General features: G+C 55.1%; 24 protein-coding genes. 15 read left to right on the top strand and 9 right to left on the bottom strand.

Going from position 1 to position 22,799, the window contains the following annotated elements:
- Nucleotides 1-16: 16 nt before the first annotated feature.
- Nucleotides 17-1,252 carry a GAF domain-containing sensor histidine kinase gene (locus tag MWU61_RS16615; protein WP_247129585.1) on the bottom strand — a complete coding sequence of 412 codons (1,236 nt, stop codon included), beginning with the start codon at nucleotides 1,250-1,252 and terminating at the stop codon, nucleotides 17-19.
- Nucleotides 1,253-1,345: 93 nt separating this feature from the next.
- Nucleotides 1,346-2,260 carry a 2-dehydro-3-deoxygalactonokinase gene (locus tag MWU61_RS16610; protein WP_247129584.1) on the bottom strand — a complete coding sequence of 305 codons (915 nt, stop codon included), beginning with the start codon at nucleotides 2,258-2,260 and terminating at the stop codon, nucleotides 1,346-1,348.
- Between the two features lie 443 nt (nucleotides 2,261-2,703).
- On the opposite strand from MWU61_RS16610, the gene MWU61_RS16605 reads away from it, so the two are divergent.
- Both MWU61_RS16605 and MWU61_RS16600 read left to right on the top strand, forming a co-directional pair.
- Entirely contained in the window at nucleotides 2,704-3,564 is an 861-nt protein-coding gene (locus MWU61_RS16605) for a bile acid:sodium symporter family protein (protein WP_247129583.1), read from the top strand.
- A gap of 14 nt (nucleotides 3,565-3,578) precedes the next feature.
- Nucleotides 3,579-5,234 carry an FAD-binding dehydrogenase gene (locus MWU61_RS16600; RefSeq protein ID WP_247129582.1) on the top strand — a complete coding sequence of 552 codons (1,656 nt, stop codon included), beginning with the start codon at nucleotides 3,579-3,581 and terminating at the stop codon, nucleotides 5,232-5,234.
- Here MWU61_RS16600 and MWU61_RS16595 read toward each other — a convergent pair.
- Nucleotides 5,231-5,869: a TetR/AcrR family transcriptional regulator gene (locus MWU61_RS16595; protein ID WP_247129581.1), complete on the bottom strand. Its 639-nt coding sequence runs from the start codon at nucleotides 5,867-5,869 to the stop codon at nucleotides 5,231-5,233. The genes MWU61_RS16600 and MWU61_RS16595 overlap by 4 nt on opposite strands.
- Nucleotides 5,866-6,864 (bottom strand): 2-dehydropantoate 2-reductase, encoded by a 999-nt coding sequence (locus MWU61_RS16590; protein ID WP_247129580.1) that lies wholly within the window; start codon nucleotides 6,862-6,864, stop codon nucleotides 5,866-5,868. Before MWU61_RS16590 ends, MWU61_RS16595 begins: the two co-directional genes overlap by 4 nt.
- Nucleotides 6,865-7,020: 156 nt before the next feature.
- On the opposite strand from MWU61_RS16590, the gene MWU61_RS16585 reads away from it, so the two are divergent.
- The 10 genes from MWU61_RS16585 to MWU61_RS16540 all read left to right on the top strand — a co-directional run bounded on the left by MWU61_RS16585 (nucleotide 7,021) and on the right by MWU61_RS16540 (nucleotide 15,373).
- Nucleotides 7,021-8,253, top strand: coding sequence for an acyl-CoA dehydrogenase family protein (locus MWU61_RS16585; protein WP_348645590.1), 1,233 nt, complete (start codon nucleotides 7,021-7,023; stop codon nucleotides 8,251-8,253).
- On the top strand, nucleotides 8,250-9,068 hold the full coding sequence (locus tag MWU61_RS16580; protein ID WP_247129578.1) for an SDR family NAD(P)-dependent oxidoreductase: 819 nt from the start codon (nucleotides 8,250-8,252) through the stop codon (nucleotides 9,066-9,068). The genes MWU61_RS16585 and MWU61_RS16580 overlap by 4 nt, the downstream gene beginning before the upstream one ends.
- Nucleotides 9,065-10,123 carry a phosphotransferase family protein gene (locus MWU61_RS16575; RefSeq protein ID WP_247129577.1) on the top strand — a complete coding sequence of 353 codons (1,059 nt, stop codon included), beginning with the start codon at nucleotides 9,065-9,067 and terminating at the stop codon, nucleotides 10,121-10,123. Before MWU61_RS16580 ends, MWU61_RS16575 begins: the two co-directional genes overlap by 4 nt.
- A gap of 1 nt (nucleotide 10,124) precedes the next feature.
- The gene (locus tag MWU61_RS16570; RefSeq protein WP_247129576.1) at nucleotides 10,125-10,784 is read left to right on the top strand and encodes a histidine phosphatase family protein; all 660 of its coding nucleotides are present in this window, start codon (nucleotides 10,125-10,127) and stop codon (nucleotides 10,782-10,784) included.
- Entirely contained in the window at nucleotides 10,759-11,520 is a 762-nt protein-coding gene (locus tag MWU61_RS16565; protein WP_247129575.1) for an SDR family oxidoreductase, read from the top strand. The genes MWU61_RS16570 and MWU61_RS16565 overlap by 26 nt, the downstream gene beginning before the upstream one ends.
- A gap of 218 nt (nucleotides 11,521-11,738) precedes the next feature.
- A complete protein-coding gene (locus MWU61_RS16560) occupies nucleotides 11,739-12,359 on the top strand; it encodes a glutathione S-transferase (protein WP_247129574.1) in 621 nt (206 codons plus the stop codon).
- Nucleotides 12,360-12,391: 32 nt separating this feature from the next.
- Nucleotides 12,392-13,060, top strand: a complete 669-nt coding sequence (locus MWU61_RS16555; RefSeq protein ID WP_247129573.1) for a cupin domain-containing protein — start codon at nucleotides 12,392-12,394, stop codon at nucleotides 13,058-13,060.
- Nucleotides 13,060-13,743, top strand: coding sequence for an SDR family NAD(P)-dependent oxidoreductase (locus tag MWU61_RS16550; protein ID WP_247129572.1), 684 nt, complete (start codon nucleotides 13,060-13,062; stop codon nucleotides 13,741-13,743). The genes MWU61_RS16555 and MWU61_RS16550 overlap by 1 nt, the downstream gene beginning before the upstream one ends.
- A gap of 3 nt (nucleotides 13,744-13,746) precedes the next feature.
- A complete protein-coding gene (locus MWU61_RS16545) occupies nucleotides 13,747-14,820 on the top strand; it encodes an NAD(P)/FAD-dependent oxidoreductase (RefSeq protein WP_247129571.1) in 1,074 nt (357 codons plus the stop codon).
- Nucleotides 14,810-15,373: a TetR/AcrR family transcriptional regulator gene (locus MWU61_RS16540; protein ID WP_247129570.1), complete on the top strand. Its 564-nt coding sequence runs from the start codon at nucleotides 14,810-14,812 to the stop codon at nucleotides 15,371-15,373. The genes MWU61_RS16545 and MWU61_RS16540 overlap by 11 nt, the downstream gene beginning before the upstream one ends.
- 58 nt (nucleotides 15,374-15,431) lie before the next feature.
- Here MWU61_RS16540 and MWU61_RS16535 read toward each other — a convergent pair whose 3' ends face one another.
- Both MWU61_RS16535 and MWU61_RS16530 read right to left on the bottom strand, forming a co-directional pair.
- Complete coding sequence (locus MWU61_RS16535) at nucleotides 15,432-15,854, bottom strand: DUF4437 domain-containing protein (protein WP_247129569.1); 423 nt, start codon at nucleotides 15,852-15,854, stop codon at nucleotides 15,432-15,434.
- A gap of 78 nt (nucleotides 15,855-15,932) precedes the next feature.
- On the bottom strand, nucleotides 15,933-16,766 hold the full coding sequence (locus MWU61_RS16530; protein ID WP_247129568.1) for a cysteine hydrolase: 834 nt from the start codon (nucleotides 16,764-16,766) through the stop codon (nucleotides 15,933-15,935).
- A 126-nt stretch (nucleotides 16,767-16,892) separates the two neighbouring features.
- Here MWU61_RS16530 and MWU61_RS16525 point away from each other — a divergent pair, with 126 nt between their 5' ends.
- Nucleotides 16,893-17,801, top strand: a complete 909-nt coding sequence (locus MWU61_RS16525) for an AraC family transcriptional regulator (RefSeq protein ID WP_247129567.1) — start codon at nucleotides 16,893-16,895, stop codon at nucleotides 17,799-17,801.
- 161 nt (nucleotides 17,802-17,962) lie between these two features.
- Here MWU61_RS16525 and MWU61_RS16520 read toward each other — a convergent pair whose 3' ends face one another.
- Genes MWU61_RS16520 through MWU61_RS16510 form a run of 3 tightly spaced genes read right to left on the bottom strand, consistent with a single transcriptional unit; the run spans nucleotide 17,963 to nucleotide 21,113 of the window.
- Nucleotides 17,963-19,390, bottom strand: coding sequence for a cytochrome c peroxidase (locus tag MWU61_RS16520; protein ID WP_247129566.1), 1,428 nt, complete (start codon nucleotides 19,388-19,390; stop codon nucleotides 17,963-17,965).
- Nucleotides 19,391-19,404: 14 nt separating this feature from the next.
- Nucleotides 19,405-20,166: a carboxypeptidase regulatory-like domain-containing protein gene (locus MWU61_RS16515; RefSeq protein WP_247129565.1), complete on the bottom strand. Its 762-nt coding sequence runs from the start codon at nucleotides 20,164-20,166 to the stop codon at nucleotides 19,405-19,407.
- A gap of 23 nt (nucleotides 20,167-20,189) precedes the next feature.
- A complete protein-coding gene (locus tag MWU61_RS16510) occupies nucleotides 20,190-21,113 on the bottom strand; it encodes a c-type cytochrome (protein ID WP_247129564.1) in 924 nt (307 codons plus the stop codon).
- Nucleotides 21,114-21,167: 54 nt separating this feature from the next.
- On the opposite strand from MWU61_RS16510, the gene MWU61_RS16505 reads away from it, so the two are divergent.
- Both MWU61_RS16505 and MWU61_RS16500 read left to right on the top strand, forming a co-directional pair.
- Nucleotides 21,168-21,743: a TetR/AcrR family transcriptional regulator gene (locus tag MWU61_RS16505; protein WP_247129563.1), complete on the top strand. Its 576-nt coding sequence runs from the start codon at nucleotides 21,168-21,170 to the stop codon at nucleotides 21,741-21,743.
- 16 nt (nucleotides 21,744-21,759) lie between these two features.
- Nucleotides 21,760-22,614 carry an SDR family oxidoreductase gene (locus tag MWU61_RS16500; RefSeq protein WP_247129562.1) on the top strand — a complete coding sequence of 285 codons (855 nt, stop codon included), beginning with the start codon at nucleotides 21,760-21,762 and terminating at the stop codon, nucleotides 22,612-22,614.
- Nucleotides 22,615-22,799 lie beyond the last annotated feature (185 nt).

Below are 22,799 nucleotides of genomic sequence, written 5' to 3'. Positions count from 1 at the left end.
TTCTCGCTTCACAGAGTTATGAATTGTCACTTTCGACCTGTCCCGCATTCATTGGAACCACAATCATGACCCGTGTTCCAACTTGGCCATTCAAACGTTCGAAAACTACCTTCGCAGATATAAGATCCGTACGCGTCTTGATGTTGCTTATACCGCTGCGGGACTGCAAATCAGCGTCCTGAATACCCGTACCATTGTCGTCGATTGTTACTGTCACATTGGTGTCGGATTGCGCAATCCGCACGTCAATTCGGCTGCATTCGCCGTGCTTTAGGGCGTTGTTCACTGCTTCTTGGACAATGCGATATACGGCCGTACGCACAGTGTCTTGCAGTTCGTCCATCTTACCGTTCGACGTATCATCGACATGCATTTCGATCCGACGCTGCATGTTCTTAAGGCATCGCTGCAAATGCGCATCAACGGCTTCTGCAAAACCGAAAAGCTGCAGAACACCGGGTTTCATGTCCTCTACGATGCCGCGGACCTCGTCCAGACAGTGGTCTAGTTCATCCAGAATGGCCGTGATTTCGTTCATTGCGGCTTTTGATCCGCCCTCTACCCGCGACATACGACGACGAATGCGCGATAAATCCGCCAGCGTTTGGTCGTGAAGATCCATTCCAAGCCGCTGCCGTTCGCGTTCCATCCCTTCGGTAAGACGCAAGGCGCCGATGCGCAGCGTGCGTTCGCGTGCTGTTGCCTCAAGCTCAGTGATTGCGGAATCTTTCGCTTCTTTGCCCCGCTCCAATGCAAACAGATAGGCAGATACCAGATCGGCGGCACCTTGCGCGAGGACGATCAAATCTTCGCTGTAAAAGTTCTTTTTGTGGCTCGAGATCGCAAGCGAACCGATCAATTCGCCCTGCACCCGTAGCGGCACGACAATACGACTTCGCAGGTTGGCCTCGAAAATTGGTTTGCTGTCCGACCCTTCAAAATGGAAGACGGGATCGGTCCAAGCGTCGTCCGTAAGAATATGCGCGACATCGCCGCGCAGGACGTCGCGGATCGGGCTTTCTTCAGTCGGATTTGCGGGGTTTTGCGTGTGGCTCCATGACGTGTGCATGCGGGCTTCGTAACAAATCTGGGTCCCTGTCGGATGCAGAAGCACAATGTCGAGATGATCGTGTGCAATCAATGCACGCAGACGATTTGCAAAATTCTCGAGAACCAGTTCATAATCTGTCGGACCAGCAATCGCTTGTGCAATCGACAGATAACAATCCAAAGCTTCTGCTGCGTTTGGCATAAGAGCATACACCCCCTCTTTGGATGTATTCAGTTGATCATACTCCGACTTTTTTATCAACTTAACCTCTTCATTTACGGCCAGCTTTCGGCATCAAGCAGGTTCAGGGGCTTGCGCAAAAGCACGGGCTAAAGGGCGCAAACCGTCGATTATGGCCTGCGTACCATCATAGATCAGCGGGTTGATATCGACCGTTCCCAAAGCTGCCTGATACAGCCGCGCGTTTTCGCGATCTCCGATTATGACGATATCGCGGGCGCGCCACATCTCGCGGACGGCCGCAATTTCAGCGCCAACCAACAAACCGGAAAGATGCGATTTGAGCACTTCATTCGGTGTTCCGTTCAATAGCGTTCTGGGCCGCGCAGTGAATAGATTGGCGGTTAGTTTATCTGGGCATGACATCGCTTCTTGGACGCCTTCGAGAAACGCATTTTCATCCCACGCTGGACTTGTCGTACTAAAGCGCAGCACTGATTGCTTCGTGAGCAAGCTGAACAACTCGCCGGTCATGAAGGTCGTGAAGTTGTAGATTTTTCCATTCGCGACGCGCGCCCATTTCGAATGGGTTCCCGGCAAACAAAAGCCACCATCAAAGTTCGGATTTTTCGCAAGGTATCCTGCGATCTGCGTTTCCTCGCCCCGCATGACATCCTCTGGTTTGCGCTGGCAGACGCCTGGCACGATGCGCACAGCCAAACGCGGATCATCAGTTGGAACCTGAACGGTTGTTTTTCCATCCACTGGCAGACACGGGGCTTCGGAATATCCTGCGTCCCGCCAGCCTTCCTTTGCACCGACCATACCGCAAGCCAAAACAGGCGTGACCCGATCCGCCCGCAGCCAGCGGTCAATCACGTCCAGTAAAGTTGGCTCGAATTCACTTGGTATAAGTTGGGACATTCCCATGCTGTTGTGGAGCTGATCCACAAGCGTGCCGTCCGCGCCAATCGCATAAGCGCTCAGATTAGTCGTTCCCCAATCAAGGGCGACCCATTGAATTTCCATTTCCACTCCTCCGCCAAGATGACCTTGCCAATCGCCTCGACGTCTTCCGTTCGAAAACCTTTTAGGGCTGCAATCGCGTGTCCTGACAGGTTGTTCGTTCTTGGAATTGCGTTCCCATGTGGGTCGCTGTCTTTTGGTCGATTGGTGGTTCTTGACCACTGTAAAATGGTCATAAACGGTGCCGTTCGGGGTGGTATCTGCGATGCCCGCAAGAAAATTGCGGAAACCCGCAATGGTGATTTGTTTGCCGGACGGCATACTGCGCGGCTGCCGAACTTGATGTGACGAACGCAAGGATGACCCGTCAAACAGGGATTACATTAGACAATGAACGCGACGTAATACACGCTACCCTGCAAGAAATCGTTGTCGAAACGGCTTCAATCGGGAAAAACAGAATAATATTCCGATTCAGAAAGCGAGTCGCATTGGGAGGTGCAAACGTGGACATATTAATATCAGTGGTGCTGCCGCTAGGGCTGGCCTTTATCATGTTTTCACTGGGGGTGGGGCTAACAGGTGCGGATTTCTTGCGTGTCGGGCAAAGACCTGTCGCGTTCTTGATCGGTGCCGTACATCAAATCGTTCTGCTGCCCGTCGCCGCATATTTTGTCGTGACTGCCTTTGGGATTTCCGGTGAATTGGCCGTCGGGTTCATGATCCTTGCCGCTTGCCCCGGTGGCGTCACCAGCAACATCATCTCGCGTCTGGCGAAGGGCGATGTGGCCTTATCTGTGTCTTTGACCGCCGTGATTAGCCTAGCGAGCGTGGTGACGGTGCCTATCATCCTTAGCTTTGCACTGATGACGTTTCTGGGGGCAGATGCGCCGGACCTCGACATTGCTTCAACGGCCTTCACGATGTTTTTGCTGACTGTTGTGCCGATCCTTTTGGCCCTTGGGGTGCGTCGCTTGGCACCTGATGCGATGACGCGGGTTGAGCCAACGCTGACACGGATTGCAACGGTGCTGTTCATCATCATCATTGCCGCAGCTTTAGCAGCAAACTGGGATGCTTTCGTCGCGAACCTGCCAGCGCTTGGGCCAGCATCGTTGGCGCTGGTGGTGGTTTTGACCACGATCGGTTTCTTTGTGCCCCGTTTGCTGGGCCGGAGCCTGAATGAAAGTAAAACAGTCTCGATCGAGACCGGCATTCAGAACGGCACCTTGGGCATTGCGATTGCTGCGATCATCGTGGGCGGCGCAGAGGGCTTTGGCCCGTATTCGCTACCATCTGCTGTCTATAGCATCTTGATGTATGTGATCTTGGTCCCCGTCATTTTTGTCTATCGTCGCTTGAAATAAGCAGGAGAAATACGTTGGAAACTTCTGATGTCATCGTTGTAGGCGGTGGGTTGGCCGGTTTGGTCGCAGCCGCAGAACTGGCGGATCGCGGCAAGTCCGTTACGATCATTGACCAAGAACCCGAAGGTTTCCTTGGTGGTCAGGCCTTTTGGTCGCTTGGCGGTTTGTGTTTGATCGACACGCCAGAGCAACGCCGGATGGGCGTGCGCGACTCGCGCGAATTGGCGATGCAAGACTGGATGGGCAGCGCGCAGTTTGATCGCCCAGAAGACCTGTGGCCCCGCAGATGGGCCGAGGCCTATGTCGACTTTGCCGCGGGCGAAATGCGGCCTTGGCTGTATGAACAGGGCATGCGGTGGTTCCCGATTGTGGGTTGGGCTGAACGCGGCGGCGGCTTTGGGTCTGGTCACGGCAATTCGGTTCCGCGGTTTCACCTGACGTGGGGTGTCGGGCCGGGCGCGCAAGAACCGTTTGAAAGACGCGTCCGCGAACATGAAAAAGCGGGGCGTATCACGCTGAAGTTCCGGCACCGCTGTTCCAATATCATCATGGAAAACGGTGCCGCCAAAGGTGTCGCAGGTGAAATTCTAGCCGCTGACACTGCTGAACGTGGTCAAAAGACCAATCGCGATATCGTGGGTGATTTCGAACTACGTGCCGCTTCGGTGATTGTGACGTCTGGCGGGATCGGCGGCGATTTCGATCTGGTGCGCAAAAGCTGGCCGGTCGATCGGTTGGGACAGCCGCCGAAGGAAATGGTGGCTGGTGTCCCCGCGCACGTTGATGGACGTATGGTTGCTATCAGTCAGGCGGCCGGTGGTCATCTGATCAACGCGGACCGGATGTGGCACTACACCGAAGGCGTCAAGAACTGGGACCCGATCTGGCCGAACCACGGCATTCGCATTCTGCCGGGGCCATCGTCGATGTGGTTTGACGCAAACGGCAACCGCTTCCCGCCACCCGGATTGCCCGGCTTTGATAGCCTTGGCACCTTGAAGATGATCCAAGATACCGGTTTCGACTATTCATGGTTCATCACGACACAGAAGATCGTGAAAAAGGAATTCGCCCTTTCGGGGTCGGAACAGAACCCTGACTTCCGTGACAAATCGTGGAAAGAGGTCCTGAAGCAGCGCATCCTTAACAAAGCCGCGACACCTGCTGTCGAAGCGTTCAAAGAACATGGCGAAAACTTTGTTGTGGCCAACACGCTGCGAGAATTGATTGCAAAGATGAACGGTCTGACGACGGACGATTTGCTGTCGGTGGATAAGATTGAAGCCGAAATTCGCGCACGTGATGCGCAGGTGGATAACCCGTTCACAAAAGACGTGCAGATGATGGCGATCCATGCGGCGCGCAATTACAAAGGCGACCGCTATCAGCGTACCGCAAAGCCGCATAAGATCCTTGATCCGGCGAATGGTCCATTGATCGGTGTGAAGTTGAACATCATCACGCGCAAAACGCTTGGCGGGCTGCAAACTGACCTGAACAGTCAGATGTTGGACGCGTCGGGTGCTGCCATTCCGGGTCTGTTTGCTGCGGGCGAAGTCGCGGGGTTCGGCGGCGGCGGTTATCACGGTTACAACGCGCTTGAAGGAACGTTCTTGGGCGGCTGTATCTTCTCTGGACGGCAGGCGGGCCGCGCGGACACAATCGCCTAGTCGTCAGTCAGGTAATGCGCAAGATACGCTTCCAGCAGGGTCGAAAGCTCTGCTGAATAGGGGCGGGATGTATCGCGGTCCGGTTGGGTCGCGATCAAGTCCTCCATGGCAAGTGCAATCTGCACGGTCGTGTTTGCCACAACGGCAGGGTCGCCGCCGTGAAATCCGTCACCACCTTGTGCCCAACGGGCGCGCAAAAACACGACTAGCTCTTCGTGGTCGTCGTCTTCGACGGCCACGGTTTCTCGATTTGCCATGAACCGCATCAGCAAAGGCCGGTAGTAGGGGTGCCGCGCGATGTATTTGCGTTGCTTGGACAAAATGGCGCCCAGCCTGTCCCGCCAACCCGGATAGGTCTGTTCATCTGCAAAGATCGCAAAAAGCGCTTCGCGCAGCTCATTTGCCGATTGTAGGTAAAGTTCGCGCAACAGATCATCGAGGGTCGGGAAATAGCGATAGATCGAACTGACAGGGATACCAGCGCGTTTTGCGATGACCGTCGTGGACAAATCTTGCAGTTTATCTGTCGCAAGATAGTCAGCCGTTGCACGCAGAATGTCGTGAACACGGCGTATCGCGCGTTCTTGCTTTGGGGTGTCACGGCTTCGTAACGGGCTAAAGGACAGTTCGCTCATAATCCAACCTCTCGTAACAACCGCTGCGACGCAACTGGCCCGACGCTGTCACCCGTTTCGACTGATTTCACAAGTCGTACCAGCGCACTGTTGATCGGTGTCGGAATTCCGTGTTGTTGTCCCACTTCGGCAATCTCACCCGAAAGTATGTCAATTTCTGTCAAACGTCCCGCCTGTAAATCGCTGGCCATTGACGTCATGGTAGATCGGTCCAGACGTTGTTTGCGGAGCACCACAAGCCGAAACAGCCATGTCGGCGCGCGCAGCATACGTAAGGCAAGTCGCGGGTTATTCGGGCCTACTTGGGTCCAACCGATGCCTGCTTGATCGTAGACGTTCAATGCCTCTGCGATAACAGCGGACAGTACCAAACGATAGCCGCGATCAAGCAGCATGTCGCAAAGCGGGATGCCCGCGAGCGCATTGATCGGATTGGCGAGGTTCAACAACAGTTTCCCATATTGGATGGGCGTCAAGTCTGGATGCAGGTCGACTTCTATGCCTGCCGCAGCCAACCATTCGGTCGCCGGATGGCGTTGCAAGGCAATGTTGCCAGCGCCTGTGCGATGCAAATGGGTGCTGCTTTGCCAGACGACATTGTAAGGCACCATGCCCGCGAGACAATCCCGTTCGGGCAGGGATTGGCGCAGCAAGCGGACAGGTGCGACGCCGTTCAGTAATGACAGGATTGGCGTCTTTTCAGCGCTATGTGCGCGGATTGCATCAATCGCGTCGGGCAGCGCGCCAGCTTTATGCGTCAATACGATCAAGTCAGCCTCGAAAAGGATGCGCGGATCATCTGTGATGTGAAGCGCACCGGGGGCGATGTTGACGCTAGGCCCGCCTGACAGGTTGAGCGCGTGATCGCGCAGGGCAGAAAGCCGTGAAGGACGTCCGATTAGCGTGATACGCCCACCCGCCGCAACAACCGATGACAACCAAGCCGCACCAGTGTGGCAGCCAATGGCGCCCGCGCCGAAAAATACGATGTGCATAGCATCCTCTCCCTTGGACCTTTGCCATTTAACAAAAGCCGTAACGTAAAACGGAATTATATTCTGTTTTTCTTGCGGCGAAAGCCATTTACCTTCAAATCCAACGTAAGGTTACGTTTTGTCGGACCAATGACCAGACAACAGTAGGAGATGACGATGGATTTTCAGCCAAGCGCACGGTGCCAAGACTTGCAAGACAGACTGCAAGACTTCATGCGCGTTGAAGTCATCCCGCATGAGGCCGACTACCGCGCCCAACTACGTAACCTGAATTCTGGGTCTGATTGGAAAACGTGGCAAGTTGTTCCAAGGATGGAAGACTGGAAAGCCAAGGCACGCGACGCGGGGCTATGGAACCTCTTTCTGCCTGACGACAAATTGGCCTTGGGGCTTAGCACCCTAGAATACGCGCCATTGGCCGAAACGATGGGCCGTTATCCATTCAGCGCCGAAATTTTCAATTGCAGCGCCCCAGACACCGGAAACATGGAAGTGCTTTGGCTTTTCGGGTCAGACACCCAAAAGCAGGAATGGCTGACGCCGCTTCTCGCGGGCGAAATTCGGTCTGTGTTTTGCATGACCGAACCGAATGTAGCGTCATCTGATGCCCGCAATATCAGTGCGTCGATCACGGAAGATGGCGATGAACTGGTATTGAACGGTCGCAAATGGTGGTCCACGGGTATTGGCCATCCAAATGCAAAACTTGCGATTTTTATGGGGATATCGGATCCAGACGGCGACCCCCATGCCCGCCATTCAATGGTGTTGGTGCCGCTTGATACACCGGGTGTCACGATCGAACGGATGCTGCCGACTATGGGTGAATATGATCCGCCCGCCGGACATGGCGAGGTCAATTTCGACAACGTCCGCGTCCCGAAAGAGAACCTTATCCTGGGCCTCGGTAAAGGTTTTGCCATCGCGCAGGGCCGTCTGGGACCGGGTCGCATTCATCATTGTATGCGCGCCATCGGTGCTGCGGAGCGCGCTTTAGAGCTGATGATTACCCGTGGGGGTCAACGCGAGGCTTTTGGAAAACCCTTGATCGCGCTGGAAGGCAATCGCGGACAGGTCGCGGATGCGCGGGTGGCCATAGATCAGGCCCGTCTGCTGACGCTTTATGCGGCGTGGAAGATTGACACTGTTGGCGCTAAGGCCGCGATGAGCGAGATTTCGGCAATTAAGGTTGTTGCGCCGAACATGCTTCAGGACGTTGTTGATAAGGCAATGCAGATACATGGCGGCCAAGGTCTGACCCATGAAACGCCGCTTGCCGATTTGTGGTTGATGGCGCGTGCGTTGCGTTACGCCGATGGGCCAGACGAAGTCCACCGCGCCATGGTCGCGCGTCAGGAGCTGGCCAAATATCGTGGGAAAAACGCATGAGTGCGCGTCGTGTTTTCATAACGGGGGGCAGCGCGGGTCTGGGGCGTGAATTTGCGCGTCAACTGGCCGCCAGCGGTGCAAAAGTCTGTATTGGCGATATCGACGCCGTAGCCGGAGTAGCCACCGCAAAAGAAATCGGCGGACATTTCATCAAGTGCGACGTGCGATTGGAAACAGATTTGCAGGCTGCCGCCCGTTGGATGAAGACGGAATGGGGCGGGGCGGATCTGTTGATCAACAACGCTGGCGTCGCACAAATGGGAACACTGACAGACACGCCTGTGGCTGACTGGCAGTGGATCGTTGAGATCAACCTGTTAGGTACCGTGCGCGGGTGCAAAACCTTCGCGCCGCTCTTGGCCGAAACGCAGGGCACAATCCTGAACATCGCGTCTATGGCTTCCTTCCTGCACCTCCCTGGCGCAGGGGCATACAACGCCACCAAGGCGGCGGTCCTGGCTTTGTCGGAAACGCTTATGCTTGAGCTTGAACAAGATGGGATCACGACCCATGCCGCCTGCCCAAGCTTCTTTCGGACCGGCCTCGCGCAGAACATGCGTGCCGGTGACGACAAAGCCCGCGCAATGACAGAACGTTTGGTTGAACGGTCTAGAACCAGCCCCGCCGACGTTGCGGCAGCGATCCTTGAAGGAATGGAACGCGGCGAACCGCGCATCTTTATCGATAAACGCACGCGTAAGGCGCTGCGGATGAAAAACTGGCTGCCGTTTTCCCGCTATCTGGGCGGGTTGCGCAAGGAGGTTGCCAAACTGGATGCGCGCATGGCCCGTATCACGAAAGGACAATCGACATGAGCATTGATCAAGCGGGTGCCATTCGAGATGGCGAAGAACTGGACCTCGATCTGCTAGGTCCTTGGATGTCGCAAAATTTGCCACATCTGCAGGGACGTCCTGAGGTCACCCAATACACAGGCGGCGCTTCGAATTGGACGTACCGCCTGAAGTACGACAACGATGATTTGATCCTGCGCCGTCCGCCGATGGGCACCAAAGCCAAAGGTGCCCATGACATGGGCCGTGAATTCCGCTTGCAACAGGCGCTACAGCCGGTTTTTTCATACGTCCCCACTATGCATGCCTATTGCGAAGATTCGGCTATCATTGGCGACGAGTTTTACGTGATGGAGCGTCTGAACGGGATCATCCCACGCAAGAACCTGCCGCGCGATGTGTCCCTTTCACCTGATGAGGTGCGCACTCTGTGCACCAATGTGTTGGATACGTTGATCGCATTGCACAAGGTCGATCACGTTGCCGCAGGTCTGGATACGCTGGCAGCCGGTGCTGGATACACGCAGCGCCAGATTGCGGGTTGGTCCAAACGGTATCGCGACGCCCGCACATGGAACGTTCCGCGCGGCGAAGGCATCATGCGGTGGTTAGAGGCAAATGTGCCCGAGAACGAACACCTTTGCCTGACACATAACGATTTCCGCTTTGACAACGTCGTCCTTGACCCGTCCGAACCTACCCGCGTGATCGGCGTTCTGGATTGGGAACTTGCCACCATCGGCGATCCGCTGATGGATCTTGGCAACACGCTGGCCTACTGGGTTGAGGCCGGCGACGATCGGCTGGCACGTGCAACGCGGCGGCAACCAACGACCCTGCCGGGCATGCTGACCCGTGATGAAGTGATTGCCTACTACTGCGACGCCATGGACCTGCGCCCTGAGAGTTTCACATTCTATCAGGTCTACGGGCTGTTCCGCTTGTCCGGCATCGTGCAACAAATTTACGCACGCTATTACAAAGGCCAGACGAAGAACCCGGAATACAAACGCTTTTGGGTCTTTGTGCATTACCTGCACCACCGTTGTCGCAAATTGATCCGCAAGGCTAGCTAAGATGGCACGTGTTCATTTGATACGCCACGGACAAGCCAGATTTGGCGCGGACAACTACGACGCCCTTAGCGCAAAGGGTCACGATCAGGCCAGACATTTGGCGAAGGCTGTATCGCGGCCGGATCGACTGGTTAGCGGAACAATGCAACGGCATCGCGAAACTGCCGCGCCATTTGGCCCCGCTAACACGGACGCCGGATGGAACGAATTTGACTATCTTGATGTTCTTGCGGCCTATCGGCCCGAATTGAACAGCCCTGCTGCCTTACGCGCTGCCTTTGCAGACGCGCCCAATCCGAAACGGGCCTTTCAAGACGTTTATGACAAGGCGACAACCCGTTGGGCGGACGGCGCGCATGACGGTGATTATGTCGAAAGCCGCAGCGCTTTTCGCAAACGCGTGCGCGATGCCATAACGACTTTGGTGGCCGAACTGGGCAAGGATGACACCGCCTATGCCGTGACCTCTGGCGGTCCAATTGCGGCGATTGTGCAGGATGTGTTGGGCCTGACTGAGCAAGCAACACGCGCCGTGGAACATGTGCTTGTCAATTGCGGTGTCACGACCCTGTCTGTGCGGCCCGGCCATACGCGCCTGATCAGTCTTAACGAACAGCAACATCTGGGAGCAATTGATGCCGACCTCATCACATTCCGCTAAAGGCGTCATTCTGATCACTGGCGCAAGTTCAGGGCTGGGCGCAGGCATGGCCCGTGAATTCGCAAAGCGGGGCTATGATCTGGCGCTTTGCGCGCGCAGATTAGACGCGCTTGAAGCATTGAAAAGCGAATTGTCGGGAACCCGCGTTGAACTAGCAGCACTCGATGTGACTGACCATGCAGCGGTTTTTCAAACCTTCCGTCAATTTCGCGAAAAGTTCGGGCGGCTGGACAAGGTGATCGTCAATGCCGGTATCGGAGAAGGTGCGCCGATTGGCAAAGGTGGGTTCGCGAAAAACCGGGCCACTCTTGAGGTCAATCTGATTGCAGCGCTCGCGCAGGCGGAGGCGGCGATGGAAATCTTCCGCGACCAGAATGCCGGGCATCTGGTTTTTATTTCCTCCATGAGCGCGATCCGCGGCATGCGTGGCGCGATGACAAGCTACGCCACCAGCAAAGCGGGTCTTGCACACCTTGCAGAAGGGCTGCGCCTAGAAATGCTACATAAGCCAATCAACATAACGACCCTTATGCCCGGATACATTCAATCCGAAATGACCCAAGGGCAGAATACATCAAAGACCCCGTTTATCATTGATGGCGCCAAGGGTGCGCGTCTGCTGGCCGACGCCGTTGAGTCTGGGCGCAACCATGTGACGGTCCCGCGTTGGCCGTGGAGCGTTCTGGGCGCGGCGATGAAAATGCTGCCACTTTCATTGCTGCGACGTGTGACATAACTCCGTCTTTCGGGCGTTAGCCCAACCTTAAACGGGGCCCGTCATTGCAGGCATTTGCAGTGTTTCAATCGCTGCAAACGCGCAAATCCCAGTTCAGTCTGTAGCAGGGCATATTTCACGAAGCCGTGAGAGCCTAGATGTTGGCGAGAATTATCTTGCCAGATACCCTACCTACTAGTAGGTTTATGTATATTGAAAATGAAATGGAGACGACCACGATGAAGATTTATGACACCGAAGGCTTCCCGAACCCTGCACGTGTGCGCATCGCACTTGCCGAAAAAGGTGCAACAAACGATGTAGAATTCGTCGCGGTTGACGTCATGGGCGGCGAACATCGCACAGATGCGTTCAAAGCAAAGAACCCAGATGCGGTCGTGCCTTGTCTTGAACTGGCTGACGGCAGCCATATTTCCCAGTGCACTGCGATCACCGAATACATCGACGGCCATTTTGAAGGACCATCCTTGACAGGCGAGACCCCAAAAGAACGCGCGCAAGTGTCGATGATGAACCTACGTGCTGAAAATGGCCTGCTGAACGCGGTTGGCGCTTATTTCCATCATGCGACTCCCGGCCTGGGCCCCGATCTGGAAACCTACCAATGTGCTGAATGGGGCAACAAACAAAAGGAAGTTGCCGGTCAAACGATGAGCTACCTGAACGAAGTTTTGGCTGATAATGCGTATTTGGCCGGCAATAAATTCTCGATGGCAGACATCACTGCTTTCGCAGGTTTGGCATTTGCCGACTTTGCCAAAGTAGAAATCCCGCAAAGCCTATCAAATCTCAATGCATGGCGCGCCAAAGTTGCTGCGCGTCCAAGCATCGCGGGCTAAGCTGCCTCCACTCAAGTCGAAAGGACAAAACAATGGAACTTAACGCTGACTTTTCTCAACGCGTGGTCGTTCACTCTGATCAGCTTGAGTGGAACGCATCGCCCATGCCCGGCGTTGACCGGCGCATGCTGGATCGCATCGGCGGCGAAGTGGCCCGTGCGACAACAATCGTGCGCTATGCGCCGGAAAGCAAATTTTCGGCCCATACCCATTCGGGTGGCGAAGAATTCATCGTGCTGGATGGTGTGTTTCAGGATGAACACGGTGATTTTCCAGAAGGCACCTATGTGCGCAACCCACCCACAACATCCCACACGCCAGGGTCAGAGCAGGGGTGTACGATCTTTGTGAAGCTCTGGCAGTTTGACATGGAAGACCGCAATCAGTTCCGCAAAAATATGGCGGACGAATTGGCAGCGCCGGTTAATGGTGTCGCCACGGCCCAGCTGCACAGCGATGACCGTGAAACCGTGACCTATAGCCATATCGATGCGGGTGCTGCGTTCGACATGTCGGATGATGGTGGGATTGAGATGCTTGTCATCGCAGGATCGCTGACAGAGGGCGGTGAAACGCTTGGCAAAGGTTCATGGTTGCGCTTGCCTGAAGGGCAAACGCTGTCTGCGGTTGCTGGGGCTGAGGGTGCCAAGGTTTGGATCAAATCCGGCCACTTGCCACATGCAAAGCCACCGGCTGTTTGATGGCTACGCAGAAAAAACTGGCGCTTGTCGCCGGCGCGGGGGCTGGCCTTGGTCAGTCCCTTCTCGCGCGTTTTGAGGCAGGTGGGTTCACACCTGTCGGGCTTGGTCGCACGCAACCTGGAACCACCGTTGGCGCGTTCCATACGCTTGATATGGCGGATGATACAGCCGTGCCTGACGTTATTTCAGGGATCATCGCAGAACATGGCCCACCTAGCGTCGTCGTCCATAACACTGCTGAACTGGTTATTGCGCCGTTTGGCGATACGACGCTTGCAGACTACCAGCGCACGTGGACATCCATGGTGCAAACGGCTGTTTTGCTTGCGCAATCAACGTTGCAACCGATGGTACGCGGTGGGGGCGGGACGTTTATCGTTTCCGGTGCAACGGCGTCACTGCGCGGCGGTGCAAAGTTTTCGGCTTTCGCGAGCGCCAAGTTCGCGCTGCGCGGATTGACCCAATCGTTGGCGCGTGAATATCAACCCGCAGGCGTACATGTCTGTCATGCCATCCTAGACGGGATCATCGACACACCGCGGTCGCGCGACCTGCACAGCCTTGACCCTGCGAAGATGATGAAACCCGAAGACATCGCCGAAACCTATTGGCAATTGGCCCACCAGCCGAAATCGACGTGGACGCACGAACTGGATCTTCGTCCAGCAAGCGAAGGATTCTAGCCCATGACAACTATGATCATCGGCGGCGGGCTGTCTGGCCTTGCGTTGGCCGACATGCTGGAAACCGCAGGGCAGGATTACATTTTGCTAGAGGCGCGCGACCGATTTGGCGGACGCATCATGACGGAACATCATGGGGTAGGGTACTTTGACATGGGGCCCGCATGGTTTTGGCCCGGCCAGCCACGGATTGCTGCCTTGATCCAACGGTTAGGTCTGGAAAAATTTGACCAGTTTTCTGACGGAATTCTGACGTTCGAAGATGAACGCGGGAACGTTGAACGCGGACGCGGCTTTGCATCGATGCAGGGGTCCTGGCGCTTGAAAGGTGGACTGGCTGCGTTGACGCAGACATTAGCGGACCGTTTGCCGGATGCGCGAAAGCAATTGAATGCCCAAGTGGTGTCTTTGGATAAGAACGCAGCAGGGGTCGTTGCGGTGTTAACCAATGGCGATACCATCCGCGCGGACCGTGTCGTTTTGGCCTTGCCCCCACGGGTCGCAGCGGAGATCAAATTTACCCCAGCGCTACCGGATCAAACGATTACGTCAATGCGGTCCATCGCGACGTGGATGGCGGGGCAGGCCAAGGCGGTCGCGGTCTACGACACCCCGTTCTGGCACAACGGCGGCCTATCCGGCGACGCGATGAGCAGAACCGGTCCGATGGTCGAAGTCCATGATGCGTCCCCTGCGGACGGTGGACCTTACGCGTTGTTCGGCTTTATCGGGGTGCCGCCGCAGGGGCGCGCTGATGAGCAAATGTTGCGGCAACATTTGCTTGCGCAACTGGGTCGGTTGTTCGGGCCACAAGCCACGGACCCCGCCAAGCTATACGTTAAAGATTGGGCGTTTGATCCGCAGACGTCGACCGCAGCTGACCAAGCCCCGCTTCATGCGCATCCGACCTACGGGTTAACGCGCGCGATGGTCGGGCTTTGGGATGATACATTGCACTTTGGCGGAACAGAAGTTGCCCCCCAGTTTGGCGGCTATATCGAAGGTGCTTTAGAAGCGGCGGAAAACGTATTAGCAAGGCTCAAGGTCAACGATACGCGTGATACAAATGCCAACTGATACAAAAACCGCTTTGCTGGATTCTGCGGAACGGGCTGCGCGCACGCGCGGCTTTGACGGGTTCAGTTATGCCGATTTGGCGCAGGATGTCGGCATTCGCAAAGCCAGTATCCACCATCATTTCCCGACCAAGGCTGCGCTGTCCGTCGCTTTGATGGAACGGTACTACAACGACCTGAAAGCCGTGTGCGAAGACATTGATGTGAGCCAGGGAACGGGCGGCGCGCGGCTTACAGCGCTAATCGATCGCTACAGAACGGCGCTGGATGGCGGCAAAAGCCTGTGTTTGTGTGTGTCGTTCTCAACCAGTCGCGAAAGCCTGCCTGCAGAGGTGATCGCCCAAATCGGCCGCTTTCGCGAAATGATCATTGCTTGGACAGAAACCGTTTTCGCAGCAGGACAGATCGACGGAAGTATCGCGCGTGTCACCGATCCGGCTGTCGAAGCGGCGGCAGCGCTACCGCTTCTGGAAGGCGCACAACTTGCGGCGAGGGTGGAAGAAAACCCCGCACTATTTGACAGTGCAGTGCGCATTTTGACCCAACGCCTGTAATCATCTGTTCACTGAAATAGCTCGCAAGGAATGACGCGCCCCTTGCGAGCCATGCCGCTTATTCCGTCGGTGTAAAGTCAAATTCGCTGTCGGAATACATGAAGAATTCGCAAGGCGTGTCAGAAACACATGCTGTGGAATGCGTTTCACCTGCGCGCACGGCCCAGTACGATCCCGGACCCATAATAGGCGCATTTTCTTCGCCGTCGAACGGATTGGTCATCTGGCCCTTCAAAACAATTGCGCGGTAGCTGTGCGAATGTGTGTGTTCAGGTGTTTCAAAGTTCGCAGGGAATTGGCCAAAGGTGCCATGCGGCCCAGTCGCGCGGTCACCATAGGCGTCTGCAAAATTGATCGGGCCCATCACGTTTTCAAAGACTTTGTTTTCTTCTTGTAGAACGGCAGACGTCACGGCGTCATCGGCGATAACTGTGCTTGCTGCCATGACAATCAGGGCAGACAGAATTGGCAATGATTTCATGGGAATTACTCCTGTTGGGTGTTGTTTTTTCTCCTATCTGGGCCACCCGACATGTGTCAGGCGGCCCAAACGTGGGGCTTAGGACGCAGCTTTGATTTGCGCGACGGCTTCTTCCGTGGACCAAACAGCGTTGGCCATGTAGCGGAAGTTGATCAGTGCGGCGAGGTATCCATCACCTTCGGGCAGCATGGCAGCAGCGGTCGCATCACGGACAACTGCCACTTCAAAACCGTCCTCAAGCAGCTCACGCATGTGCGATTCCGTGCACAGGTTCGCGGACATACCCGCCAAGATAACCTGATCGACGCCTTGTTTGCGCAACTGAAGTGACAGATCATTCGTGTCGTTGCCGTAAACCTTGTGCGGCGATGTCACGATAGTTTTGCCGTCGTTAATGTACTGCTTGTACTGCGGCATCCAATCGGCGCCTGACCCTTCGAACCCGTCAAGGTTCAGCGGACCAGGACGGTCAAACATGCCAATGTTATGCATCAGCTTTTCCAGCGCGCCTTCAAATTTCCAGCCGTGATCGGTTGGATAGTAGTAGTGAGGGGATACCGCGACTGTCAGATCAGCGGCCTTAGCGGATTTGAAAAGCGTTTCGATGTTGTTGACCGTGTTGTGTTCTTCAACGCTGGCACCGATCACGCCCCAAGTCACACCTTCTGGATGCAAGAAATCGACCTGTGGGTCTGTGACGACAAGGGCAGTACGGCTAAGGTCCAGTTTCATAGTCGACGGCGGCAGCGCAGGTTCGGCAGGCGGGGCGTAGGGGCTGGAAGATTGCGCTTGGGCTGCAGTTGTTGTGGCGACCGCGGCTGCTGCGGCAACGGAGCTTGCAACGCCACCGCGCAGGGCAGCCCGACGTGTCATCCGGCCGTGGTTGTGGTTTGGATCATCGCATTGGCACATAGTCTGTTCCTTTCAGTGCTTGTGTTACATGAAGCTATGGCCCCCCATGTGCCTTTACGTCTTCGAAATGTACCCTTGCTTCGAATTGGGTGCCCTTTCGTCCAGAATGCGGTTAAGAATCTGGGCATGAGATACGATCACATATTCGATGAACTTGAGATTAAGACCGATCCATTTGCCCTGTGCGAACTTAGCGGGGCGTGCAGCCTTGGGCTGGGGCGCGATGCATCGGCGACACTGCATTATATTTTGTCCGGTGATGGGGAGATCACGTTCAAATCGCGTCCCCCATTGAAAGTCGCGCGTGGTTCGCTTGTCTTTATTCCGGCACTGCAGAAGCATACCCTGAACAACTTTGGCACCGGCGGGGACCCTATCCCCGATTGCAAACCTGCCGAGATGAACCTGTCGCGTCTGATGGCGGGAACTTGCGAAACACAAGCGGGGCAGATGACCGCGCTTTGCGCCCATGTTGGCGTCGGGTTGCGCGGTGTCACCGACATCATCGACCTGATCAAAGAACCATTGGTGGAACATGTGTCGTCGTCCCACCGCATGCGGCCTACTTTGCAGATGTTGTTGCACGAACTGTCCCATCCGGGGTTGGGAAGCCGCGCGATGATCAAAGCTTTGCTGATGCAATGTATGATCGCGATGCTGCGCGAACGCCTGTCATCACAGGATGCCGCATTTCAATGGATGGCAGCGCTTGCCGATCCGTCGGTCTGGAATGCGCTACGGCTGATGTTGGATGCGCCGGGCGATCCGCACACCGTCGAAAGCCTTGCTGACAGCGTCCGGATGAGCCGATCTGCCTTTGCCAAACGCTTTGCCGCTGCATACGGATCAGGACCGATGGAGCTACTACGCGAACTGCGTATGCGCCGTGCTGGCGTCCTACTGCGTGACACAGATCTGCCGGTGAAGCGTATCGCAGAAATGGTGGGCTTCGCATCGCGCAGTGCTTTCACACGCGCCTTCGAAAGCCAAGCCGGGCTTTCGCCACGGACATTCAGAACGGCGCAGCAATCCTAATATCGCCCGGTCTTGGGAACCGCCGCTCTGATGACAAACGCCTGCACAACGCAATTTGGGCCACCCGTTCGAGGTGTCCCAAAGTTACGTTCTTACGCATTTGTGGGGTCGCGCGATCAATCGATTTCGCAACTTTGTTCGCGTCCCAAGACAGCCCAGAATTATAGTTCAGGGATGACCAGTACTGTGCCAACCGCCAAATTCGACGGATCGCTGATAAGGTCTTTGTTCGCCTCATAGATATCTTGGTACCGCAGCACATCGCCATATTCACGCTGCGCAATAATGCCAAGGTTATCACCGACCTGAACGATCACTTCGCGGCGACCGGATGACGGCTCCGCAGTTGGCGCGGTTCCGCTGGACATGCCGATGACAAGTCCGGCGCTGGTGGAAGAGAAACTGCTTTCAGCTGGTGTTTCTGCAACCGCCGCCGGCGTTGCTGTCGATGCGTTTGCGGCAAAATCACCGGCACCCGCTGATGTCTTCACTGCAACCTCGACCGTTTCGTAATCGGGCAGATCAGGGTATGTTTCGACGATCTCTGTACCAGAGAGGCTTTCAAGAAACGCAACCAGATCGGATTTTTCCTGATCAGTCAGACCAAGCGGTTCGATCATCGCAGATTTCGTGCCAAAGACATCTTCGGTGCCGCCTGCGTCGTAGAAGTTCACGACTTCGTCCAGCGTGTAGAAAATGCCGTTATGCATGTAAGGGGCGGTAAAGGTCAGATACCGCAACGGCGGTGTGCGGAATTTGCCCATGTCTTCGTCGTTTTGGGTCACCGCATATAGACCAGGGTCACGATCAAGGCCTTCATAGACTTCTTTCGCCACGCCAAAACCACGCATCGCGGACCGGAATGTCACCTGAACAAGCGGGTCTTCCAAGAATTCCGGATTACGCGGCACACTTGTGTTGTGGAAATCTTCGTCAGTGGCCAAAGCGCCATTGTGGCAGGAGACGCAATTCCCTTTGCCCGCGAAAATCACCTGACCACGCGCAGCTTCAGGGCTAAACCCAAACACGTCGCCGGCTGCAAAACGGTCGAATGGGCTGTCCGCAGAAACCAAGGAATGTTCATAAGCTGCAATCGCTTGGGTGATTTGATCGATGGTTGGGTCTTCGCCCCAAATTTCAAGAAAGCGGTTCCGGTATTCCGGAATTTGCTTCATCCGCTCTTCAGCCATCGTGACGTCGATATTGGCGGCAAAAGCCGTTCCCATCGCGCCCGGAACTTGGTGCAACAACGACCCAACTGAACCGTCCCAATGCAGGCCGTTCGTCAGATAAGCCGAATTCACCAATGTTTGGGCGTTGCGCCAATGTTTCGTGCCCGGATAGCCACGGCTAAGTTCGGCACCATCGCCGTAACCGTATTCCGGGGCGTGACAGCTTGCGCAGGACGTCGAACTGTCGCCGGACAGGCGTGGATCGAAGAACAACAAGCGGCCAAGTTCAACCATGGCCTCGTCTTTTTCCGGTGTTGCACTGACTGGCAACGGCGGCAGTTTCAGGATGCGGTCTGCTTCGGCAGCTGCGGAAGATGCTGCGGTCAGCGCTACTAATGTCAGGATACGTGTTAACATCTACTTTACTCCACTTAAGTGAGAACGAGATCGAGCTTCAAATCCGCATTCGCGGCGACGCTCAGGTTCGCAGTCTTTTCACCCAACAGAGGGTGCCAAATTGACAGGACGTATTGGCCCGGCGGGATATCAGGAATATCGAACCGACCATCGACACTGGTCACAGACAAATACGGGCTGGTCGATGTGTAGACCCACGCCGCCATCCAGTTGTGTGCGTTGCAATCGATCATCATCAGATTACCACGCCGCAGGTTCAGATCGACGCGATCCACCAAACCGGCCTCTGGCTGCGCGAAGTTGAACATGGACCGACGTGTCCCGTTGAACACTTCGTATGCGTGGATGTTGTGCAGGATCGGATCGAAGTTGTGGACATCGACGTAGGCGCTGCTGCGGATAATCTGCACATACGGCTGGAAGCTACAGTCAATCTGGTAGATCTTTCCGTGATTGAAAATCGGGTCCCAGTTTTTGCCTGCGGTGACGCCTTTGATTTCGACAACACAATCGCCAAGCTCGCCGTCATCCGAAACACGCAAAGCTTTCGGTTCGCGATCATCGACGCCGCAAATATCGTGATCTTTGATCACAGGAAAACTCGGGACAAATTCGCCGTTGCCTGCATATTTCAGCTGACCAGAGACCCGACCCGCAGATTGCGGTGTACCAGTTTCATTGTATGCGGGGGTAGCGGCATAGATTCCCGTGCCAAGACCGGCTGCAAAAAGTGTAGAAGCGCCGCCCTTGATGAGCGATCGTCTATTCATTTCCATCACACTAACCTCAAAAATAGTTATTAATTTTCACTCAGGGCAATGACAGCACCTGTTAGGTTCCAGAGATCGTCTACGTTAACATTCTGACCGAATGATGGCATGGGTGTGCCCGGAATCCCGCGGTAAAGGCGCATAAACACGTCTTTTGGATCACGCCCCCCTTTGAACGTACCCACCGTCAGGTCTGCAGGTGAAATGCTTGCGCCGCTCATGTCCTTTAGCGGTGCGGAAAGAACGCCGTCGCCTTGACCCGCAGCGCCATGGCAACTTGAACAATCAAGACTTTCGTACAGTTCCATACCGCGATCGATATCAAAACTAGCAGGGACGACGATGTCTTCTAGCGGTTCGCCATATGCTGTTATGTCAGCGAATTGACGGATAACTTCGGCCAGAGCCAGCCGTTCACTGAGTGTGAAATCGGTAAAGGCCGGCATAGTCCGACCGAATGACCCTTCGATCCCCGTTTCAATGATTTTTGTTATGTCTGCGCGTGCCGGAAATTCACCTAAGCCGGTCGTGCCAAATTTGAAAACACCGCCTGTGAAATCACGCGGAGCAGGCGCAAATTGGGCAGAAATAACACCATCGCCAGCGCCCGTTGCACCATGACAGATCGCACAATTTTCGGTGTAAAGGGTCATGCCTAAGCGATGTAGTTCTGGGGTGGGGACGTTCTGATCGGCTTGGGCGCCGGAATTGATCAATAAAAACGGTAGGATGGCGAATGCCGAGATCTTCTTCATTTCTATTAACCCTTGCTCAACTCTGAATAACGACGCAGTGCGCAACAATTTACGCTGTGCGCCGTATATCCATAAATATTGGCATAATTTTGTCCGGTCAGGGCCTTTGCAAAAAGATATTGGCAGTTGCCGGTGACGTTTGATGGGAACCGACACGCTGTCCTTCTCAACCAAAAGAAAGCCGTAAAAATCGTTCACCCCACTTGATAATGAATATTCATTATCTTAATTGAAGGCATGAAAGGGTGATCCATGCCAAAACCTACCAAGCCAGTAACCAGAACAAAAATTCGCGACGCACTTGTCGCGGAAGTGGTTGAAAAAGGGATCGCTGCGGTGAACGTCGCAGGCATCGTCAAGCGTGCCAAAATTTCCGCAGGTACTGTTTACGTTCATTTTGAAAACAAGGACGACATGCTGCGCCAAGTCTATATGGAACTTAAGGCGGAGTTTCACAGCGCCATTACAGAAGACGGAAACGCAACAGATAGCACACAACGCGTGCGGAACATGTGGTTCGCTATGTTCCGTTTTGTACGTGAACGTCCACAAGATTTCTTGTTCCTCGAATACGCCAACGCCGCCAAAATTCTATCGCCCGATGAACAAGCCACCGTTGACGGTTTTGCCAAAGATATCGCCGCACGTCTCAAACGCGGGGTCGACGACGGCACTTTGGTCGATCTTGATACCGGCCTGCTTTCGCTTTTGCTGGTGGCACCGGCCATGCAGCTTGCGCGACGCGCGGTCCTGTCGGGCGAACCCATCCCTGAAAATCTGATTGTCCAGACCTTTGATCGGGTCTGGCTATCTATCGCGAAAAACTGATCGAAAGGATCAAGTCATGTCAAAAATTGTTCTTATTACGGGCACCTCTACGGGGCTTGGCATTGCCACCGCTGTTCAGGCCGCGCAAGCAGGCCACACAGTCTATGCGACGATGCGCAACACCGGAAAACGCACTGCTCTTGATACATCGGCGGAAGCGGCTGGCGTGTCGCTCCGCGTATTACAACTGGATGTACTAGACACCTCCTCGATCAACGCTGCAGTCGAAACGGTCATTGCAGAACAGGGCCGCATTGATGTGCTGATTAACAACGCAGGCATGGGTTACGCCCGCAGCCTGGAACAGGCCGAAGAAGCCGACATTCAAAAGATCTTGGACGTCAACTATATGGGCGTTGCACGCTGCACGAAGGCCGTCATGCCCTTTATGCGCAAGGCCCGTGCCGGTCATGTCATCAACATCAGTTCTGTCGGCGGATTGGTCGGCCAACCGTTTAACGAAATCTATTGCGGCGCGAAATTTGCAGTTGAAGGCCTAACGGAATCGATGGCCAGCTATATCACGCCGTCCTTCGGCATCCATTTCACGGCTGTCGAACCGGGCGGTATCACTTCGGAATTCGCCAATTCCGTGATGGAACAGATGGCGCAGACTGGCGGCATGTTAGAGGACGAATATCTTCCAATCCTTCAGAAATACGTCGCAGGTGCGCAAAACCGTCAGGACACAGGCATCTATCAAACCGCCGATGAAGTCGCCGCGGTCGTTATGCAAGTGATGGACGCACAGCAGCCACCAATCCGCGTCCGTACATCCGAATGGGCTGAAACCTTCACCAAGCTTAAGACAAGCCTTGACCCAGACGGCCTCAAGCAACAGGCGCAGGTTGTCGATCAATTCCTGACATAAGGTTAAGGTGCAGGTCTGCGCACTTTCAGACCTGCCCGAGCGATCGTGTGCGCCCCGGGTGAACTCACGCTGAAGCGCGATTTCTCTCTGTTCAGTTTATCTGGATCATGGCTCTCCTTCCATCAGTTTTGCGCGGAACACTTCTGAAGGCGTTTGATAGCCGAGGCACTTGCGCGGTGTTGCGT

Source organism: Loktanella sp. F6476L, from assembly GCF_023015725.1.
Taxonomy (GTDB): domain Bacteria; phylum Pseudomonadota; class Alphaproteobacteria; order Rhodobacterales; family Rhodobacteraceae; genus Yoonia.
The sequence above is the reverse complement of the archived record's forward strand: the minus strand, read 5'-3'. Positions and strand labels throughout refer to the sequence as shown.

Coding starts and splice junctions, on each gene's coding strand:
- MWU61_RS16525 (WP_247129567.1), top strand. CDS start 16,893: ATGAGATACGATCACATATTCGATGAACTTGAGATTAAGACCGATCCA.
- MWU61_RS16535 (WP_247129569.1), bottom strand. CDS start 15,854: ATGAAATCATTGCCAATTCTGTCTGCCCTGATTGTCATGGCAGCAAGC.
- MWU61_RS16500 (WP_247129562.1), top strand. CDS start 21,760: ATGTCAAAAATTGTTCTTATTACGGGCACCTCTACGGGGCTTGGCATT.
- MWU61_RS16540 (WP_247129570.1), top strand. CDS start 14,810: ATGCCAACTGATACAAAAACCGCTTTGCTGGATTCTGCGGAACGGGCT.
- MWU61_RS16520 (WP_247129566.1), bottom strand. CDS start 19,390: ATGTTAACACGTATCCTGACATTAGTAGCGCTGACCGCAGCATCTTCC.
- MWU61_RS16530 (WP_247129568.1), bottom strand. CDS start 16,766: ATGTGCCAATGCGATGATCCAAACCACAACCACGGCCGGATGACACGT.
- MWU61_RS16505 (WP_247129563.1), top strand. CDS start 21,168: ATGCCAAAACCTACCAAGCCAGTAACCAGAACAAAAATTCGCGACGCA.
- MWU61_RS16555 (WP_247129573.1), top strand. CDS start 12,392: ATGGAACTTAACGCTGACTTTTCTCAACGCGTGGTCGTTCACTCTGAT.
- MWU61_RS16615 (WP_247129585.1), bottom strand. CDS start 1,252: ATGCCAAACGCAGCAGAAGCTTTGGATTGTTATCTGTCGATTGCACAA.
- MWU61_RS16550 (WP_247129572.1), top strand. CDS start 13,060: ATGGCTACGCAGAAAAAACTGGCGCTTGTCGCCGGCGCGGGGGCTGGC.
- MWU61_RS16565 (WP_247129575.1), top strand. CDS start 10,759: ATGCCGACCTCATCACATTCCGCTAAAGGCGTCATTCTGATCACTGGC.
- MWU61_RS16545 (WP_247129571.1), top strand. CDS start 13,747: ATGACAACTATGATCATCGGCGGCGGGCTGTCTGGCCTTGCGTTGGCC.
- MWU61_RS16560 (WP_247129574.1), top strand. CDS start 11,739: ATGAAGATTTATGACACCGAAGGCTTCCCGAACCCTGCACGTGTGCGC.
- MWU61_RS16595 (WP_247129581.1), bottom strand. CDS start 5,869: ATGAGCGAACTGTCCTTTAGCCCGTTACGAAGCCGTGACACCCCAAAG.
- MWU61_RS16590 (WP_247129580.1), bottom strand. CDS start 6,864: ATGCACATCGTATTTTTCGGCGCGGGCGCCATTGGCTGCCACACTGGT.
- MWU61_RS16580 (WP_247129578.1), top strand. CDS start 8,250: ATGAGTGCGCGTCGTGTTTTCATAACGGGGGGCAGCGCGGGTCTGGGG.
- MWU61_RS16570 (WP_247129576.1), top strand. CDS start 10,125: ATGGCACGTGTTCATTTGATACGCCACGGACAAGCCAGATTTGGCGCG.
- MWU61_RS16575 (WP_247129577.1), top strand. CDS start 9,065: ATGAGCATTGATCAAGCGGGTGCCATTCGAGATGGCGAAGAACTGGAC.
- MWU61_RS16610 (WP_247129584.1), bottom strand. CDS start 2,260: ATGGAAATTCAATGGGTCGCCCTTGATTGGGGAACGACTAATCTGAGC.
- MWU61_RS16515 (WP_247129565.1), bottom strand. CDS start 20,166: ATGGAAATGAATAGACGATCGCTCATCAAGGGCGGCGCTTCTACACTT.
- MWU61_RS16585 (WP_348645590.1), top strand. CDS start 7,021: ATGGATTTTCAGCCAAGCGCACGGTGCCAAGACTTGCAAGACAGACTG.